The sequence below is a fragment of the Streptomyces sp. bgisy027 genome (assembly GCF_057710365.1).
This window is the reverse complement of the sequence record NZ_JBYIVZ010000001.1, coordinates 49,823-66,342: the sequence shown is the minus strand read 5'-3', so window position 1 is coordinate 66,342 and position 16,520 is coordinate 49,823. Positions and strand designations below refer to the sequence as shown.

Here is a 16,520-nt window from a genome sequence, read left to right as displayed (position 1 = left end):
TCCGGCGGGGCCCGAGGGCCCTGCTTGGACTTACGAACCGACCTTGCGCTTGTTCCACACGTCGAATCCGACCGCCGCCAGCAGTACCAGGCCCTTGATGACCTGCTGCCAGTCGGTGCCGATGCCGACGAGGTTCATGCCGTTGTTCAGCACGCCCAGGACCAGGCCACCGATGATCGCGCCGAGGACCGTGCCGACGCCGCCGCTCATCGACGCGCCGCCGATGAACGAGGCCGCGATGGCCTCCAGCTCGAAGTTGAGGCCCGCCTTGGGAGAGGCCGCGTTGAAGCGGGCGGCGAAGACCAGACCCGCCAGGGCCGCGAGCATGCCCATGTTCAGGAAGACCAGGAAGGTGACCTTCTTGTCCTTCACACCCGACAGCTTGGCCGCGGGCAGGTTGCCGCCGATCGCGTAGATGTGGCGGCCGATGATCGCGTTGCGCATGACGTACCCGAAGCCGACGAGCAGCACGCCCAGGATGAGCAGCACGATCGGAGCGCCCTTGTAGCTGGCGAGCAGCATGGTCAGCGTGAGGATGGCGGCGCCGAGCGCGACCAGCTTCAGCAGGAACAGCTTGAAGGGCGGGACGTCGAGGGAGAACTCCTGCTGCCGGCGGCGGTCCCGGAACTCCTGGAAGACCACGAACGCGATCAGCGCGAAGCCGAGCAGCAGCGTGAGATTGTGGTAGTTCGTGTTCGGACCGACCTCGGGCAGGAAGCCGTTGGCGACCTTCTGCAGCCCCTTCGGGAACGGGCCGAGGGTCTGCCCCTCCAGGAAGATCTCGGTCAGGCCGCGCCAGATCAGCATGCCCGCGAGGGTCACGATGAACGATGGTATGCCGCCGTACGCGATGAAGAACCCTTGAACGGCGCCCGCGAGCGCGCCCACCGCCAGGCAGAGGATGACCGCGACCGGCCAGGGCAGATCGTTCTTGACCATGAACACGGCCGCCATCGACCCGATGAACGCCGTCAGCGAGCCGACCGACAGGTCGATATGGCCCGCGATGATCACCAGCATCATGCCCATCGCGAGGATCAGGATGTAGCTGTTCTGGAGCACCAGGTTGGAGACGTTGCGCGGCAGCAGCAGGTCGCCGTCGGTCCACACCGCGAACAGCACCACGATCAGGCCGAGCGCGATCAGCATGCCGTACTGCCGCATGTTGCGGCGCAGACCGTCCAGCACCAGCTGGAGCAGGCCGTCGCCCCCGGCCCCCGAGCTCTTCCCCGGCGGCGCGGGGGCCGGGGTCTTGGCGGTCACATCCGTGCTCATCGGGTTACCTCTTTGTCCTTAGTCATCTGACGCATCAGCGATTCCTGCGAGGCCTCGGCCCGCGAGAACTCGCCGGTCAGCCGCCCCGCGGCCATCGTGTAGATGCGGTCACACATGCCGAGCAGTTCCGGCAGCTCGGAGGAGATGAAGACGACCGCCTTGCCCTGGGCGGCCAGCTGGTCGATGACCGTGTAGATCTCGTACTTGGCACCGACGTCGATGCCGCGCGTCGGCTCGTCCAGGATCAGCACATCGGGACCCGCGAAGATCCACTTGCTGAGGACGACCTTCTGCTGGTTGCCGCCGGACAGCTTGCCCACCGGCTCGAAGACGGTCGGCGCCTTGATGTTCATGGACTTGCGGAAGCCCTCGGCGACCTGCCGCTCCCCGTGCTCGTCGACCACGCCCCGCTTGGCGACCTTGCCCAGCGCGCTGAGCGAGATGTTGCGGTTGATGGTGTCGATGAGGTTCAGGCCGTAGTGCTTGCGGTCCTCGGTGACATAGGCGATGCCGTGCTTCACCGCCTCGGGGACGGTCTTCGTACGGATCTCCTTGCCGTCCTTGAGGACCGTGCCGCCGTGGTAGCGGCCGTAGGTCCGACCGAACACGCTCATCGCGAGCTCGGTGCGGCCGGCGCCCATCAGACCCGCGATACCGACGATCTCCCCGCGCCGCACCTCGATCGACACGTCGTCGACGACCTTGCGCTGCTGGTCGATCGGGTGGTGCACGGTCCAGTTGCGGATCTCCAGGGCGGGTGCCGCACCCTCCTCCGGCTCGTGCGGGGTGCGGTCGGGGAAGCGGTGCTCCAGGTCCCGGCCGACCATGCCGCTGATGATCCGGTCCTCGCTGGTCTCCGCCGCCTTCACATCGAGCGTCTCGATGGTCCGGCCGTCGCGCAGGATCGTCACCGAGTCGGCGACCTTGCGGATCTCGTTGAGCTTGTGGGAGATGATGATCGAGGTGATGCCCTGCTTCTTCAACTCCAGGATCAGGTCCAGGAGTTTGCCGCTGTCCTCGTCGTTCAGGGCCGCGGTCGGCTCGTCGAGGATGAGCAGCTTCACCTTCTTCGACAGCGCCTTCGCGATCTCCACGAGCTGCTGCTTGCCCACGCCGATGTCGGCGACGCGGGTGTCCGGGTGGTCGGAGAGGCCGACCCGGCGCAGCAGTTCGGTGGCGTGCCGAAGCGTCTCGGTCCAGCTGATGATCCCGCGCGTGGCGTGCTCGTTGCCGAGGAAGATGTTCTCCGCGATGGAGAGGTAGGGGATCAGGGCCAGTTCCTGGTGGATGATCACGATGCCGTGATGCTCACTGGCCCTGATGTCCTTGAACTCGCAGACCTCCCCCTCGAAGAGGATGTCGCCCTCGTAGGTGCCGTGCGGGTGGACGCCGGAGAGGACCTTCATGAGGGTCGACTTGCCGGCGCCGTTCTCCCCGCAGATGGCGTGGACCTCGCCCTGCCGGACGGTCAGTGTGACGTCCGACAGCGCCTTGACGCCGGGAAAGGTCTTGACGATCGAGCGCATTTCCAGGACGGGTCCCGCCATGGTCGTGCCTTCCAATCAGTAGGAATCGGCGGTTACTTGAGGTCGCTTTCCTTGATGTAGCCGGAGTCGACCACCGTCTCCTGGTAGTTGGTCTTGTCGACACTGACCGGCGTGAGCAGGTACGCGGGGACGACCTTGGAGCCGTTGTCGTAGGTCTTCTCGTCGTTGACCTCGGGCTTCTTGTCGTTGAGCACCGCGTCGACCATGTTCGAGGCCACCTTGGCGAGTTCGCGGGTGTCCTTGTACACCGTCATCGACTGCTCGCCGGCGATGATCGACTTCACCGAGGCGACCTCGGCGTCCTGACCGGTGACGACCGGCAGCGGCTTGCTCCCCGAGCCGTAGTCGTCCGACTTCAGGGCCGAGAGGATGCCGATGGAGATGCCGTCGTACGGCGAGAGGACGGCGTCCACGCGCTCGCTCTTGTACGCCGAGGTCAGGATGTCGTCCATGCGCTTCTGGGCGGTGCCGCCGTCCCAGCGCAGGGTGGTGACCTGGTTCAGGGCGGTCTGCTCGGAGCGGACGACGAGCTGCTTCTTGTCGATGTAGGGCTGCAGGACGTTCATCGCGCCCTGGAAGAAGTAGCGGGTGTTGTTGTCGTCGTTGGAGCCGGCGAACAGCTCGATGTTGAACGGGCCCTTCTTGGAGCCGTCCTTCAGGCCGAGCTTCTCCAGGATGTAGTTGCCCTGGAGCTCGCCGACCTTCTCGTTGTCGAACGAGGCGTAGTAGTCGACGTTCTCGGTGCCGAGGATCAGGCGGTCGTAGGAGATGACCGGGATGTCCGCGTCCTTGGCCTGCTGGAGCACGTTGTTCATCGACTTGTTGTCGATGGCCGCGACGATCAGAGCCTTGACACCCTGCGTGATCAGGTTCTCGATCTGCGAGACCTGCTGGTCGGGGTCGTCCTCGCCGTAGACCAGCTTGGTCTTGTAGCCCTTGGACTCCAGGTCCTTCTTGACGTTGTTGCCGTCGGCTATCCAGCGCTCGGAGGACTTGGTCGGCATCGCGATGCCGATGGTGGCGCCCTCGGAGCTGCCGGAGTCCTCCTTGGAGCCGCCCTCGCCGCTCTGGCCGCAGGCGGTCAGGGTCAGCGCGAGGGACGCGGCGGAGGCTACGGCGGCGAGTGCGGCTCTGCGTGTACGCATGATCATCATCCTTGATGTGGGTGAGCAGGGCTCGGTGTGGGCGATTGCGAGGACGCGTGTCGAGGGCTGTGCGGTCGGCGGGTGGGAGTAGACCGAGGGTGTGTGGGATTGTGTTCGACTGCGTCTTCTTCTGTGAAGGGGGTTTGTCCGGAACGTTATGCGGGAGTTTCGAATCGCTTCAGCGTTCCGGGCAGCCGTGAACCGAGAGGCGCCATGTCGCCGTCAGCTCCGTGCCGTGCGAGCAGGTCCAGGGCCAGTCGGCCGCGCCGTACGCGTTCCCGGGCGGTGGCCAGTGTCAGGTCCCGCATGTGGTGTCCGTAGGGGTAGATGCCGGGGGCCTTGGAGAGCCCGAACTTCAGATAGAGCGGTGCGCCGCGCCGGATCAGCTCGGCGACCTCGTACATCCGGACATAACCGCCGAGATCGTCGGGGGCCTCGATGTACATGTCCATGGGGGCGGCGGAGACCCGCCGTATCTCGGTGAGGTGCTCCAGCGTGAGATCGCTGGGCACGTTGATCGAGTCGGCGCCGAGGTTCTCGTAGACCGCGTAGGCGGCCGGGTTGACCGGGCCTATCAACGCGCTCACCTTGAGGGTGGTGTCGGCCGGGATGATCCCGGCGGCCCGCGCCCGGTGCAGCGTCCACAGCACGCCCTCGTCGGCGACGAGCAGGCAGGTGACGCCCAGCTCCGTGGCCCGTACGGCGTCCTCGACGCAGCCGGCGAGGGCGTCGTGGCCCCGGGCGCGCAGTCCGGCCCCCCGCGAGTCGGTGCGCGTGGAGCCGCCGATGTCCCAGGTGCCGCGCGGGCCGGTGAACAGGCAGAGCTCGATGTCGCGTTCGTTCGTCGCGTCGACCATCTCGGCGATCTCGGCGTCGGTCAGCATCCACACGCCGCTGCCCTGGCTGATCCGGTGGATCGGCACGTCCAGCAGCGAGGCTTCCTTGAGGGCGACGGCGAGCGCTTCGGGACCCTCGCACGAGGGGATCTCGGTGCGCCAGCGGCCACCGCCCGGGAAGGTGTGGGGCGAGGCGTCGGCGGGGGAGAGGTCGGGCGCGCCCAGGCCGAGGGCGGAGAGCACCTGCTCACCGGGTCGACGGGGTGCGGAAGCGTCGGTCACAAGCTGTCCTTCTGGTTCGAAATATCGGACGAGGTTCGCGGCTCAAGGCGTGCGGGGCTGGTTGTACGCCGGTACGGGGGCCGTCAGGTTGCCCCCGTACCGGCGTACGGCTGAGGGGCGCCGGGAAAGCGCGTGCCCGAACCTTCCCGGGGTCACTCAAGGACGGAGCAGGACCTTGCCCACCTTCGGGTCGCCGGACCCGACGAGCTCGATCGCCTGCGGGAACTCCGCCAGCGGCAGCTCGTGCGTGATGAGTGGCAGCGGATCCAGCAGCCCGGCCGCGAACACGCGCACCGTGTGTGCCCAGGCGTCCGGCGGCGCCCCGAACACGGTGTGCACCTCCAGTTGCCGTACGACGAGATCGGTCGGGTCGAGCCCCTGCGCGCCCGGCGCCGGGATCCCGGTGAGGACCAGCCGCCCGCCGCGCCGCAGCAGCCCGGCGGAGACCCGCGCCGCGTCCGCGGACCCGGCGGTCTCGATGACGACGTCGAAGTCGTCAGGGAGCGCCGGCCCCTCTGCGTTCCTGGTGCGGAAGTCGGTCGCGCCGTACTGCCGCGACAGCGCCTCCCGGTCGCGTCGCGTGCCCACCACGAGCAGCTCGGCCGGCGAACCCGCCCGCAGGAACTGGACGGCGAACATCCCGAGCGTCCCCGTGCCCACCACGGCCACCCGCTCGCCCGGCAGCGCGTTCGCCTTGATCGCCGCGGCGGCGATGCAGGCGGCCGGCTCCAGCAGGGCGGCGGCGGTCAGGTCGCAGTCGTCCGGCAGGACGTGCAGCAGCCGGGCGGGGAGCGTGAGGGTGGCCGCCATGGCGCCGGGCTGGGTGAACCCGGTCTCCTCGTAGCCTGCGCCGCACAGCGTCGTCTCACCGGCGTGACAGCGGTCGCAGACCTGGCAGTTGCGGAACCCCTCGCCGACGACCTTGCGGCCGACGAGATCGGAGGGCACCCCGGCCCCGACCGCCCGCACGGTCCCGGACCACTCGTGCCCCGGCGTGAGCGGGTAACGGACGTACCCCTCGGGCCGGTTGCCCTGGTACACCTCGCGGTCGCTGCCGCAGATCCCGACCGCGTGGACCCGCACCAGCGCCTCGCCGGGCTCCGGCGCACGCGGCGTGTGCTCGGCGAGCCGGTGTTCGCCCGGCGCCTCGATGACGACGGCGGTGCTCACTGCGTGCCCTTGGGCTTGCGCTGCTCCCAGCCCTCGGCCCACAGGTCGAAGCGGGCCTGCTGCTGCGGGAACTCGGCGGCGGCGTCGGCGTCGAACTCCACCCCGAGGCCGGGGGCGTCGGAGAGGTGGAAGCAGCCGTCCTCCGGGTTCACCTGGGGCGCGCCCTTGACGACCTTCTTGATCTCCGCGTCGGCGAAGTCGTTGAAGTGCTCCAGGATCTTGAAGTTCGGGGAGGTGAACCCGACCTGGAGGGAGGCGGCGGTCAGGACGGAGCCGCCGACGTTGTGGGGCGCGACGAGTACGTAATGGGTCTCGGCCGTCGCCGCGAGCTTGCGGGTCTCCCAGATGCCGCCGATGTGGCCGACATCGGGCTGGATGATGTCGACGGCCTGGCTCTCGAAGAGCTCACGGAACTCGATGCGGTCGTGGATCCGCTCGCCGGTGGCGACCGGGATGTCGACCTTGGCGGCGACCTTCTCCAGCGCCTTGAGGTTCTCCGGCGGGCAGGGTTCCTCCAGCCAGGCCGGCTTGAAGGGCGCCAGCTCCTTGGCGAGCCGTACGGCGGTGGCGGGGGAGAAGCGGCCGTGCATCTCCAGCATCAGCTCGGCGTCGGGGCCGATGGCATCCCGCACGGCCTCGATGAGCGAGACGGCGTACAGCGACTGCTCGTGGTCGAGCTCGAAGTGCCCGGTGCCGAAGGGGTCGATCTTCAGCGCCCGGTACCCGCGCTCCATGACGCCCTGGGCGGCCTTGTGGTACGCCTCCGGGGTCCGCTCCGTGGTGTACCAGCCGTTGGCGTACGCCTTGACCTTGTCGGTGACCTTGCCGCCCAGGAGCTGCCAGACCGGCACCCCGAGGGCCTTGCCCTTGATGTCCCAGCAGGCCATCTCGATCACGGCGATGCCGGACATCACGATCTCGCCGGCCCGGCCGTAGTCGCCGTACTTCATGCGGCGGACGAGGTCCTCGACGGCGAACGGGTCCGAACCGAGGATGTGGTTGGCCTCGGCCTCCCGCAGGTAGCCGATCAGCGCGTCGGTGTGGCCCAGCATCCGGGTCTCGCCGACTCCGGTGACTCCCTCGTCGGTGTGCACCTGGACGTAGGTCAGGTTGCGCCACGGCGTCCCGACCACGTGTGTGCTGATTCCGGTGATGCGCACGGCAGTAGCCCCTTGCTGCGTCGTCGGCTCATGTGACGTCGCATTCGAGCATGTTCGAGATTTCGTCACACGTTCGAAATGCTGACGTGACAGTAGGGAGAGGGTGGTCGGAGTGTCAATGGGTCGAACGCATAACGGTTTCGACACCGCTTTCGATACGGATTTCGGGCAGTCCGTCGCGGAGCGTGGAGGGCGTCTCTGGCGTGTCCGCGCATATCCGTCAACTCGCCATGTACGAACGGCTTGTTTCATACAGAACTTTCACAGCCGTGACTAGGAACTGTGCGTCTGCGGAACCTAGTCTTCCCGCGTCATGGACTACTGCCACCCGTGCCGACGGCACCTGAATGGCGCCCTCGCCTGCCCGGGGTGCGGCGCCGCGGTCGAACAGCCCCGGGTGTACGCGGGTGCTCCGAACCAGGCCTACCCGCAGCCGGCCGAACGGCCCGCGGGAGCCGCGGGCCAGGGCGGGTACGACGGGTACACGGGCGCGGGGCAGTACGGCGGCGGGTACGGCACGGGCCAGTACGGCGGGCACCCCGGCGAAGGCCAGTACGGCGGTGCTCAGTACGGCGGTTCTCAGTACGGCGGTGCTCAGTACGGCGGTTCTCAGTACGTCGGTGCCCAGTACGACGGGCGTCACGACGAACCGAGCGCTCAGCAGGCCGAGTCGGCCGCGGAGCCCGAGGACGCTCCGGAGGCCGAGCCGGTCGCCGCGGACGCACCGGTCGGCGGGCGTGCCGCACGACGGGCGGCGCGGCGGCGCGGCCGTGGACGCAGACGCGGCCATGAGGAGCCCGGCGAGTCCGCCGAGAACGGCGAGTCCGCCGAGAACGAGTACGAGGACGAGTACGAGTACGAAGCCGACGACGAGTACGACGACGAGTACGACGACGCGGACGTGGACGAGGAGTCCGAGGCGGGCGGCGCGAGCCGTCGCGATCGCAAGGCCGCCGCGCACCGGCGCCGCCGTCGCCGGGTCCTGCTGATCACGGCCGGGTTCGTGCTCGCGGCCGGTGGCCTCAGCCTCGCGGAACTCGGCATGGACGCCCCGGGCAAGAGCGCCCAGCCGGCCGCCGCCGGGGACGAGTCGGCGAAGGGCGCCGCGGAGTCGGAGGTGTCGCCCTCGGCGGACGCGACGGACGGGAGCGCCGGAGCGGGCGCGGGTGAGTCGTCGAAGGACCCCTCCGCCTCCCCTTCGGTCTCCAAGTCCCCCAAGGACAAGGACAAGAAGGACGAGGACGGCAAGACCCCGTCCAAGGACCCCCAGTCCGCCACGACGGGCGGCTCCGGCCCGTCCACCCAGGACCCGGCTCCCACCCCCACCTCGGCCGAGGGCCCGACGCCGACGACCGAGCCGACCCCCTCGGACCCGACCCCGGACCCGGCGCCGTCCGAGACGTGCAACCGGTTCCTGTGGTGGTGCACCTGAGCGGCCGGCGTTCGCCTCGGTGAACGTCACCCGGGTGCTTCCGGTGAGTGACCGGCGTTCGCCGCGGTGACGTCACCCGGTGGTGCCCCCGGCCCGGCGTGGGAACGCCAGCCGGCGCAGGGCCCGCCAGTCGACCGGCGGCTTCGCGTCGGGCACACCCGGCCGGTCGCGCGGTACGCGCACGCGCAGCGCGCCCGGCATGACACGGCACACCACGGGAGCGGGCAGCAGCAGGGCCTCGCCGTCGACGCCGACCGGGACGTCGGGCGCGTCGGAGCGGACCACCACCTCCTCCGCGGCCAGTGAGGTCAGTCCGCGTGCCTGCTGGCCGCGCAGCAGCCCGGCCGCCTGGGCGGCGTTGTCGACGCTGACCCCGAGGATGCCGAGGGCGCCGGAGTCCAGCCGGGGCCGCCGGCCCAGACCGGCCGCGTCGCCGAGGGCGTAGGGGTTGTTGCTGATCAGCACGCCCTGGGGAGCGTCGATGGCCACCTGCCCCGCCCGCACGGTCAGCCGCGGGCCCGTGTGATGGGTCAGCAGGTCCGGGAGCTCCCGCAGGACGGTGCGCACCTTGTCGTCGCGGTACGCGGGGCTCTGCACCACCGCCGCGTACGCCCCGAAGGACGCGGTGTTCACGAACACGCGCTCACCGATCAGGCCGAGGTCTACACGGAGCTCGACGCCGTCGGTCAGCGCGTCGAGGCACTTCGAGGGGTCGTCCCGGTCGAGGCCGAGGTCCATGGCGAAGTGGTTGCGGGTGCCCGCGGAGATCACCATGAACGGCAGACCGTGCCCGGCGGCCACCCCCGCCACCAGCGCCTGGGTGCCGTCGCCGCCCGCGACCCCCAGCAGATCGGCCCCCTCCGCGACGGCCCGGCGGGCGAGTTCCTCGACGTCCTGGGGATGTGCCGGGTCCAGTACGACGACCTCGGCGCCGCGGGCCCGCGCCTTCCTCACGAGGCCGAACCTGCCGACCTTCCCGCCGCCCGAGCGGGGGTTCATGATCAGGAACGGTGCCCTGGGCGGGGGCGTCGACCGGGTCCATTCCCCGGCGTGCCCGGCGTCCGCCGCGAGGGCGGCCCGGCCGATCAGCGCCGCGACGGCCCACAGCGCGAGGGCCGACAGCACGGCCCACAGCAGCCCCACCGCCGAGTACGCCAGCAGCACCGCACCCGGCGTGAGCAACGCGAGCACGGCAGCCAGCGCCCGCACCAGCCCCCGCCGCGACAGCGTCCACCACAGGGCGGCAGCGGTGACGACGAGCCCCGCCAGCCCGACCACCAGCAGGCCGAGACTGCTGACCCCGGCCGCGGTCAGCACCAGCAAGAGCGCCCCGGCGGCGACGAGCAACGCCAGCCGCGCCGCCCACCGCGGCCGCGCCGAACCCCGTTCACCACCCACGAACGCATCCCACCGCGCCCGCCCCGGCACCACATCACCTGCACAGGGTGATCCCGCCGGGGGATGTGCGGCGGGGGGCGTCTCGCGTCTGCGGGCCCGTCGCCCCCAGGGGCGCGGGGAACCGCGCGACCAGCCACCGCGGACCGGCACCCGAACGATGACCTACCGCGGCACATCCTGCTGCGGTACCCCCAGCATGCGGCGCAACAGATCCCGCAGCGCCAACCGCTCCTCCCCCGACAACCCCGCAAGCGGCTCCCGGGCGAACCGCAGCGACTCGCGCAGCCCCCGAGCCACCGTCCGCCCGTCCTCCGTCACCGCCGCCAGCTTCACCCGCCGGTCCGCCGGATCCGGCCGCCGCTCCACCAGCCCCCGCGCCTCCAGCCGGTCCACGATCCCGGTCACGTTCGACGGCTCGCACCGCAACCGCTGCGCCAGCTTCCGCATCGGCAACGGCTCCAGCGACAGCAGACTCACCAGCCGCGCCTGCGCCCCGGTCAGCGCGTGCTCGGCGGCGGCCTCCTCGTACTCCTCGTGGTACCGGGCCACGACCGAACCGATGAGGTCGACGACTTCAAGGGTCAGTTCATCCGGACGGCGGGTCTTGTGTGGAGTGGCCATGGTCTCAGGGTAACCCCGTTACTTGACATCCTGAAATATTCAGGAGCATGGTTGTTTCAGATGCTGAAGTAAATTTCGCAGCAGACGCAGAAGATCGCAGCAGATGCAGTAGACCGGAAAGGCGCACCCCCATGACCAACCGCGAATGGCACCTCATCTCCCGCCCCGTCGGCTGGCCCGAGCCCGAGGACTTCGCCCTGGTCGAGACCGAGATCCGCACGCCCCGCGAGGGCCAGGTGCTCGTACGGAACAAGTACCTCTCCGTCGACCCGTACATGCGCGGACGCATGTCGGACGCCAAGTCCTACGCCGCGCCGTTCGAGCTCGGCAAGGTCATGCAGGGCGGCGCCGTCGGCGAGGTCGTCGCCTCCAATGCCGAGGGCTTCGCGGTCGGCGACCACGTCCTGCACTTCTTCGGCTGGCGCGAGTACGCCGTCATGGACGCGACGGCCGCCGTCAAGGTCGACCCCGAGGCCGCGCCCCTGTCCACGTACCTCGGCGTCCTCGGCATGACCGGCCTGACCGCGTACGCGGGTCTGCTGCGGGTCGGTGCGTTCAAGGAGGGCGACGCGGTCTTCGTGTCCGGCGCCGCGGGTGCCGTGGGCAGCCAGGTCGGCCAGATCGCGAAGCTCAAGGGCGCCTCGCGGGTCATCGGCTCCGCCGGCTCCGACGAGAAGGTCAAGCTGCTCGTCGAGGAGTACGGCTTCGACGCCGCCTTCAACTACAAGAACGGCCCCGTGTGGGAGCAGCTGAAGGAGGCCGCGCCGGACGGGATCGACGTCTACTTCGACAACGTCGGCGGCGAGCACCTGGAGGCCGCGATCGGCGCCCTCAACCTCAAGGGCCGGGCCGTGATCTGCGGCATGATCTCGCAGTACAACTCGACCGAGCCGACCCCCGGCCCGCGCAACATGGTCAAGATCCTCCAGAACCGGCTGCGCGTCGAGGGCGTTCTGGTCGGCGACCACTACGACCTCCAGCAGCAGTTCGTCCAGGAGGTCGGGCCCTGGGTCGCCTCGGGGCAGCTCAAGTACCGCGAGACGGTCGTCGAGGGCATCGAGAACAACCTGGAGGCGTTCCTCGGGGTTCTGCGCGGCGACAACATCGGAAAGATGATCGTCAAGCTCTGACGCCTTCTGTAGATTTCCGGTATGCGGTAACTTCTTTCCGAAACCGTCGTCGATCGTGGGCGCGAGTCGCGGCGGACCGAGGAGGAGAAGACACCGCATGACCATCCAGCAGTCCGACGTCCTGTACACGGCCGTCGCCACCGCCGAGAACGGTCGCGACGGCCGGGTCGCCACCGACGACGGCAAGCTCGACGTCGTGGTGAACCCGCCGAAGGAGATGGGCGGCAGCGGCGCCGGCACCAACCCGGAGCAGCTGTTCGCCGCCGGCTACAGCGCCTGCTTCCAGGGCGCACTCGGCGTCGTCGCCCGCCAGGAGAAGGCCGACATCTCCGGCTCGACCGTCACCGCGAAGGTCGGCATAGGCAAGAACGACCACGGCTTCGGGATCGTCGTCGAGATCTCGGCGGCCATCCCGAACGTCGACGCCGCCACGGCCCGGGACCTGCTTGAGAAGGCGCACCAGGTGTGCCCGTACTCGAAGGCGACGCGCGGCAACATCAGCGTGACGCTCCTCTGAGGTCGCACGCTGCACGAGCGGAGGCCGCACCCCTGGACGTGGGGTGCGGCCTCTGTGCTGCCGTCCGCCGTCCGCCGTCAGCCCGCCAGCGCCGCCCGGTGCACCGCATGCACCAGCCGGTCGTTCTCCGGTGCCGCGCCGCCCGGACAGGCGAACCGCCGCCGGGTGTAGCCGTAGGCGAGCCCGCTGCGGGGATCGGCGAAGGCCTGGGAGCCGCCCGCGCCGCTGTGGCCGAAGGAGCCCGCGCCCAGGAACGGGTAGACGTAGTCGGAGACCGCCTGGAACCCAAGGCCGAAGGACTTGTGGACCCGGGCCACCAGGTCGTACCCGGTGGAGTGGATCTGGCCCACCTCGGCGATCGTGTCCGGCTTCAGCAGCGGCGGGCGCTCGTCCACCTCGCTGATCGCCGCCGCGTACATCCCGGCGAGCCCGCGCGCGGACGCCACACCGCCCGCCGAGGCCGGACCGCTCGCCCGCACGGCGCGGGAGTTGGGGTAGTCCACGAGCTCACCGGCCCCCGGCACATGCGTGTTGAACGCGATCGAGGCCAGGGTGTGCGGCCCCGTCGGCGTCGCGTCCAGCACCGCCTGCTGCTCCGGCGTCGGCGCCATCGGCTGCACCGAGCGGTAGCGCGGCTCCAGCTCCTCGGGGAGCCCGAGATGGAAGTCCAGGCCGTACGGCGCCCGGATCCGCTCCTCGTACACCTCCTGGAGGGTGCGGCCGGTGGCCCGGCGCACCACCTCGCCGACGAGCGCGCCGATGACGAACGCGTGGTAGCCGAAGGCCGTGCCCGGCCGCCAGAACGGCCGCTGGTCGGCGAGCCGCTCGGCGATCGCGCGGTCGTCGGCCAGCTCCGCCCCGGTGAACCCGGCGTCAAGGCCGACCACCCCGGCCCGGTGCGAGAGCAGCTCGCGCAGGGTCAGGCCGCCCTTGCCCTCGGCCCCGAACTCCGGCCAGTAGTACGTCACCTTCCGGTCGGGCTCCAGCGTGCCCTCCTGGATGAGCAGCGCGACCACGAGGTACGCGGCGCCCTTGGTGGAGGAGAAGACGCCGTGCAGGGAGTCGGCCTCGCAGCCGTCACCGGCCCACAGGTCGACGACCTTCCGGCCGTGCACATAGGCGCACAACTGTCCTTCGTAGTCGGGGAGTTCACCCGCCACGAACGCGGCGAACTCCTCGCGCACCGGCTCGAAGCCGTCCGCGACGGTGCCGTGGATTCCTTGCGTCATCCGCTCTCCTCATCTGGTGCCGGTGGCGTCCGCCATGCTGAACAACGCCCTTCCGACCTGGGCGAATTCCCCCTTGGGATGATCCCGGAACATCGGCTCGGTGCCGAACAGGACCGCCTGCGGCCCGCTGACCACCGCGGCCCGCCCCGCCGCGTCCGCGGGCCCGCCGGTGCCGTCCTGCGACGGCCGCCAGTGCCCGGAGACGAGCGGATTGCCGGTGGCGTACGACTGCTCCACCCGGACGTCCGGGCCGAGGTCGGTGAACCACACGGGCGCGTAGACGAAGCCGTGCGAGGGGGCGCCGTTCATCAGGGCGCTGCCGGAGTTCGCCATCCGCACCACGCCGTTGGCGTCTCCGTTGCCCTCGACCGGCTTCACGGCCAGCAGCCCGGCCGCCGCGTTCAGCTCGGCGCCCGTGGCACCCCGTCCGACCAGCCCGTGCCCGTCCAGGAAGGCGTCCAGAGCGCTGCGGGCGCCGTCGTTCAGATCGCCGTGGTCCAGCCCCGCCGACACGCACAGCACGTCCACCGAGGACCAGTCGAACCCGGCGTTCAGCACACCCGGCGAGACCGGAGTGACCTCGAAGTTCATCTCCCGCAGCGCCAGCAGCTCACCCGGCGTGACGGCGGCGGCGACTCGCGTGCGGTGCAGCGGGGCCGTGCCCTTGGCCGTCGTCGCGTCGAAGGCGACGTCGTACGTCCGTGCCGCCGCCTCGGCCCTCACGCGGGCGGACGCCGGGACGATCGCACTGCCGTCGGCCGCCCGGCGTGCCGTGACACCCTGCTGGAGCAGCGAGTTGAGTGCCGCGACCTCGCGCGGGTCGTCCAGCCGCAGCCGCAGGTCGCCGCGCGGGGCGACGTACCCGACCCGGGCCGCGGCCGACACCGGCCGCAGCCCGGCGCCGGCCAGGCTCCCGCGCGTCACGGGCTCCACCGTCGCGCCCCACAGCCGGCCCAGACTCCAGCCCGAGATGTCGTACATCACCGACACCTTGTCGCTGATGTCCCGCCCGTCCGCGAGCAGCGCGTTCGCCAGGCCGCGCTTGGGCTGGCGCAGGTCGACGACGTACGAGCCCTTCGCGTACGTCCGTGAGCCGAGCCGGAAGCCGTGCGGTGCGCGGGTGACACGGACGTCGTTGGCGAGGAGGTGGTCCACCAGTCGGGCGGCGGCCGTCGCCGAGCGCTGGGCGGCGCGGCCGGCCGGGATGACGTAGGCGCGCGGGAACGTCGTCGTGTAGACGTCCTCGGGGCCGATGCCGGGGACGCCCGGGACCGTTTCCTCGGACACCGGGACCTGCGCGGCGCCCGTCGCACCGCGCCGGAAGACCTCGATCTGGTCGGCGACGAGGGAGGCGTGCCGGGTCCGCACGAAGTCGAGGGTGGCGCGCAGGGCGGCCCCGGCGACGTCGACGTTGATGGCGGAGCGGCGACGCAGCTCGGCGACGGGCAGATGGGCGTAGTCGGCGTTGTTCACCCGCATCGGGATCTCCACCGTGTGCGCGGCGACCGTGCCGTGGTAGGCCGCGTACTGCGGGGTGAAGATCGGCGGCCAGTCGTCCCAGCCCTCCTCCTGGTCCCGGAACGGGATCTGCACGGGCTGCACGCCGTCCTTCCCGGCCGTGTAGCCCAGGCCGTTGACGGCGGCCTCCATGCCGAGGGCGGCTGCGTAGGTGTTCTTCAGGAACAGGTCGTACTCGTAGTTCTCGCCGTGCGGGGGAGTGGTCGGCTCGATCAGGGTGCCGTTGACGTAGCCGTGCAGGTCGAGCATGACGGCCGGCTGCTTGTCGATCATGATGCGCCGCATCGCCCGCACCTCGGGCTGCGAGGCGGTGACGAAGTCCCGGTTCAGGTCGAAGCCGCCCGCGTTCGCGCGGGTCCCGGCGATCCGGCCGTCGGGGTTGGCGGTGATGTTGAAGTAGAGCCGGCTGTGGGCGAGGAGGTCGCGCGTGGCGCTGTCGTCGGCGGTGGCGAGCCGCTCGATGAGCTTCAGGGAGGCGTCGGTGCCCTCCCACTCGTTGCCGTGGATGTTGTTGTTGAGGAAGACCGGCGCCTTGTAGTCCCGCTTGATCCCGGGGGACTTGGCGGCGAGCGCGGGCGCGTTCTCGATGAGCTCGCGCATGCGGGCCTGGGCGCGGGCCCGGCGGGCGCTCTCCGGCGCGGTGACGGTGACCAGGTACAGCCGGTGCCCGCCCGCCGACCGCCCCGCGACCTCCACGCTCACCCGGTCGCCGAGGGCCTGGAGGGCGTTCAGCTTCGGCGCGATGGCGTGGTACGGGGCGAGACCGAGCTTGATGGACCTGTCGGCCGGGTTCTCCGGGTCGGGGGCGAGGACCTGGCGACGGGGATAGCCGCGGCTGTCGTCGCCGAGCACGGCGGCGGAGGCGGACTCCGCGGCGGCCTCGGCGGTGGACTCGGCGGCGGCCTCGGAATTCGCCGCGCCGGCCAGGGCCCGCCGGGCCGCGCTCAGGGGCGTCTGTGCGGCGGGCCCTTCCGGCGCGGCCTCGCGGTGGACCGGCGGTCGGGGCTCGGCGACGGCGGTCTGCGGGGTGAGCAGCAATGAGCCGGCCGTGGCAAGGACCAGGGCGGTGATCGGAACGGGTCTCGCAGGAACGGTTCTCGTGATGCGCACGCGTACCTCCTCCGGGAACTTCCTGTGATCGGTACGGCGAGGTGTACCTGTTCGACTCAACCGCAACAAGAGGGAGTTGGTGTCCCGGATGCCCCGGACGGCCCATGCCGGGGCACCCGGACCGGGCATGCTGAGGGCCCGGGTGTGCAA

General features: G+C 70.5%; 13 protein-coding genes. 3 read left to right on the top strand and 10 right to left on the bottom strand.

Annotated elements, in window-relative coordinates; all coding sequences use genetic code 11:
- Positions 1–30: 30 nt before the first annotated feature.
- From mmsB to AC3ETA_RS00265, 6 genes are all read right to left on the bottom strand, one after another.
- Positions 31–1,275 (bottom strand): multiple monosaccharide ABC transporter permease, encoded by a 1,245-nt coding sequence (gene mmsB, locus AC3ETA_RS00290; protein ID WP_432190754.1) that lies wholly within the window; start codon positions 1,273–1,275, stop codon positions 31–33.
- Positions 1,272–2,822 carry a multiple monosaccharide ABC transporter ATP-binding protein gene (mmsA, locus tag AC3ETA_RS00285; RefSeq protein ID WP_432190753.1) on the bottom strand — a complete coding sequence of 517 codons (1,551 nt, stop codon included), beginning with the start codon at positions 2,820–2,822 and terminating at the stop codon, positions 1,272–1,274. The genes mmsB and mmsA overlap by 4 nt, the downstream gene beginning before the upstream one ends.
- 32 nt (positions 2,823–2,854) lie before the next feature.
- Positions 2,855–3,967 carry a multiple monosaccharide ABC transporter substrate-binding protein gene (gene chvE / locus AC3ETA_RS00280; RefSeq protein WP_432190752.1) on the bottom strand — a complete coding sequence of 371 codons (1,113 nt, stop codon included), beginning with the start codon at positions 3,965–3,967 and terminating at the stop codon, positions 2,855–2,857.
- Positions 3,968–4,122: 155 nt separating this feature from the next.
- Positions 4,123–5,085, bottom strand: a complete 963-nt coding sequence (locus tag AC3ETA_RS00275) for a hypothetical protein (RefSeq protein ID WP_432190751.1) — start codon at positions 5,083–5,085, stop codon at positions 4,123–4,125.
- Between the two features lie 156 nt (positions 5,086–5,241).
- Positions 5,242–6,255, bottom strand: coding sequence for a zinc-dependent alcohol dehydrogenase (locus tag AC3ETA_RS00270; RefSeq protein ID WP_432190750.1), 1,014 nt, complete (start codon positions 6,253–6,255; stop codon positions 5,242–5,244).
- Positions 6,252–7,415 (bottom strand): mandelate racemase/muconate lactonizing enzyme family protein, encoded by a 1,164-nt coding sequence (locus tag AC3ETA_RS00265; RefSeq protein ID WP_432190749.1) that lies wholly within the window; start codon positions 7,413–7,415, stop codon positions 6,252–6,254. The genes AC3ETA_RS00270 and AC3ETA_RS00265 overlap by 4 nt, the downstream gene beginning before the upstream one ends.
- Before the next feature lie 313 nt (positions 7,416–7,728).
- Between AC3ETA_RS00265 and AC3ETA_RS00260 the strand changes: the two genes are divergently transcribed.
- Complete coding sequence (locus AC3ETA_RS00260; RefSeq protein WP_432190748.1) at positions 7,729–8,847, top strand: SCO2400 family protein; 1,119 nt, start codon at positions 7,729–7,731, stop codon at positions 8,845–8,847.
- A gap of 72 nt (positions 8,848–8,919) precedes the next feature.
- On the opposite strand, the gene AC3ETA_RS00255 is transcribed toward AC3ETA_RS00260, so the two are convergent.
- Positions 8,920–10,245 (bottom strand): diacylglycerol/lipid kinase family protein, encoded by a 1,326-nt coding sequence (locus AC3ETA_RS00255; protein ID WP_432190747.1) that lies wholly within the window; start codon positions 10,243–10,245, stop codon positions 8,920–8,922.
- Positions 10,246–10,407: 162 nt separating this feature from the next.
- Positions 10,408–10,866, bottom strand: coding sequence for a MarR family winged helix-turn-helix transcriptional regulator (locus tag AC3ETA_RS00250; RefSeq protein WP_432190746.1), 459 nt, complete (start codon positions 10,864–10,866; stop codon positions 10,408–10,410).
- 131 nt (positions 10,867–10,997) lie between these two features.
- Here AC3ETA_RS00250 and AC3ETA_RS00245 point away from each other — a divergent pair, with 131 nt between their 5' ends.
- Both AC3ETA_RS00245 and AC3ETA_RS00240 read left to right on the top strand, forming a co-directional pair.
- Positions 10,998–11,996: an NADP-dependent oxidoreductase gene (locus tag AC3ETA_RS00245; protein WP_432190745.1), complete on the top strand. Its 999-nt coding sequence runs from the start codon at positions 10,998–11,000 to the stop codon at positions 11,994–11,996.
- 97 nt (positions 11,997–12,093) lie between these two features.
- Complete coding sequence (locus AC3ETA_RS00240) at positions 12,094–12,513, top strand: organic hydroperoxide resistance protein (RefSeq protein WP_432190744.1); 420 nt, start codon at positions 12,094–12,096, stop codon at positions 12,511–12,513.
- 77 nt (positions 12,514–12,590) lie between these two features.
- Here the strand turns inward: AC3ETA_RS00240 and AC3ETA_RS00235 are convergent, their stop codons facing one another.
- Both AC3ETA_RS00235 and AC3ETA_RS00230 read right to left on the bottom strand, forming a co-directional pair.
- The gene (locus AC3ETA_RS00235) at positions 12,591–13,742 is read right to left on the bottom strand and encodes a serine hydrolase domain-containing protein (RefSeq protein WP_432190743.1); all 1,152 of its coding nucleotides are present in this window, start codon (positions 13,740–13,742) and stop codon (positions 12,591–12,593) included.
- A 9-nt stretch (positions 13,743–13,751) separates the two neighbouring features.
- Complete coding sequence (locus AC3ETA_RS00230; protein ID WP_432190742.1) at positions 13,752–16,370, bottom strand: M14 family zinc carboxypeptidase; 2,619 nt, start codon at positions 16,368–16,370, stop codon at positions 13,752–13,754.
- Between the last annotated feature and the right edge of the window lie 150 nt (positions 16,371–16,520).

Coding starts and splice junctions, on each gene's coding strand:
- mmsB (WP_432190754.1), bottom strand. CDS start 1,275: ATGAGCACGGATGTGACCGCCAAGACCCCGGCCCCCGCGCCGCCGGGG.
- mmsA (WP_432190753.1), bottom strand. CDS start 2,822: ATGGCGGGACCCGTCCTGGAAATGCGCTCGATCGTCAAGACCTTTCCC.
- chvE (WP_432190752.1), bottom strand. CDS start 3,967: ATGCGTACACGCAGAGCCGCACTCGCCGCCGTAGCCTCCGCCGCGTCC.
- AC3ETA_RS00260 (WP_432190748.1), top strand. CDS start 7,729: ATGGACTACTGCCACCCGTGCCGACGGCACCTGAATGGCGCCCTCGCC.
- AC3ETA_RS00250 (WP_432190746.1), bottom strand. CDS start 10,866: ATGGCCACTCCACACAAGACCCGCCGTCCGGATGAACTGACCCTTGAA.
- AC3ETA_RS00245 (WP_432190745.1), top strand. CDS start 10,998: ATGACCAACCGCGAATGGCACCTCATCTCCCGCCCCGTCGGCTGGCCC.
- AC3ETA_RS00240 (WP_432190744.1), top strand. CDS start 12,094: ATGACCATCCAGCAGTCCGACGTCCTGTACACGGCCGTCGCCACCGCC.
- AC3ETA_RS00235 (WP_432190743.1), bottom strand. CDS start 13,742: ATGACGCAAGGAATCCACGGCACCGTCGCGGACGGCTTCGAGCCGGTG.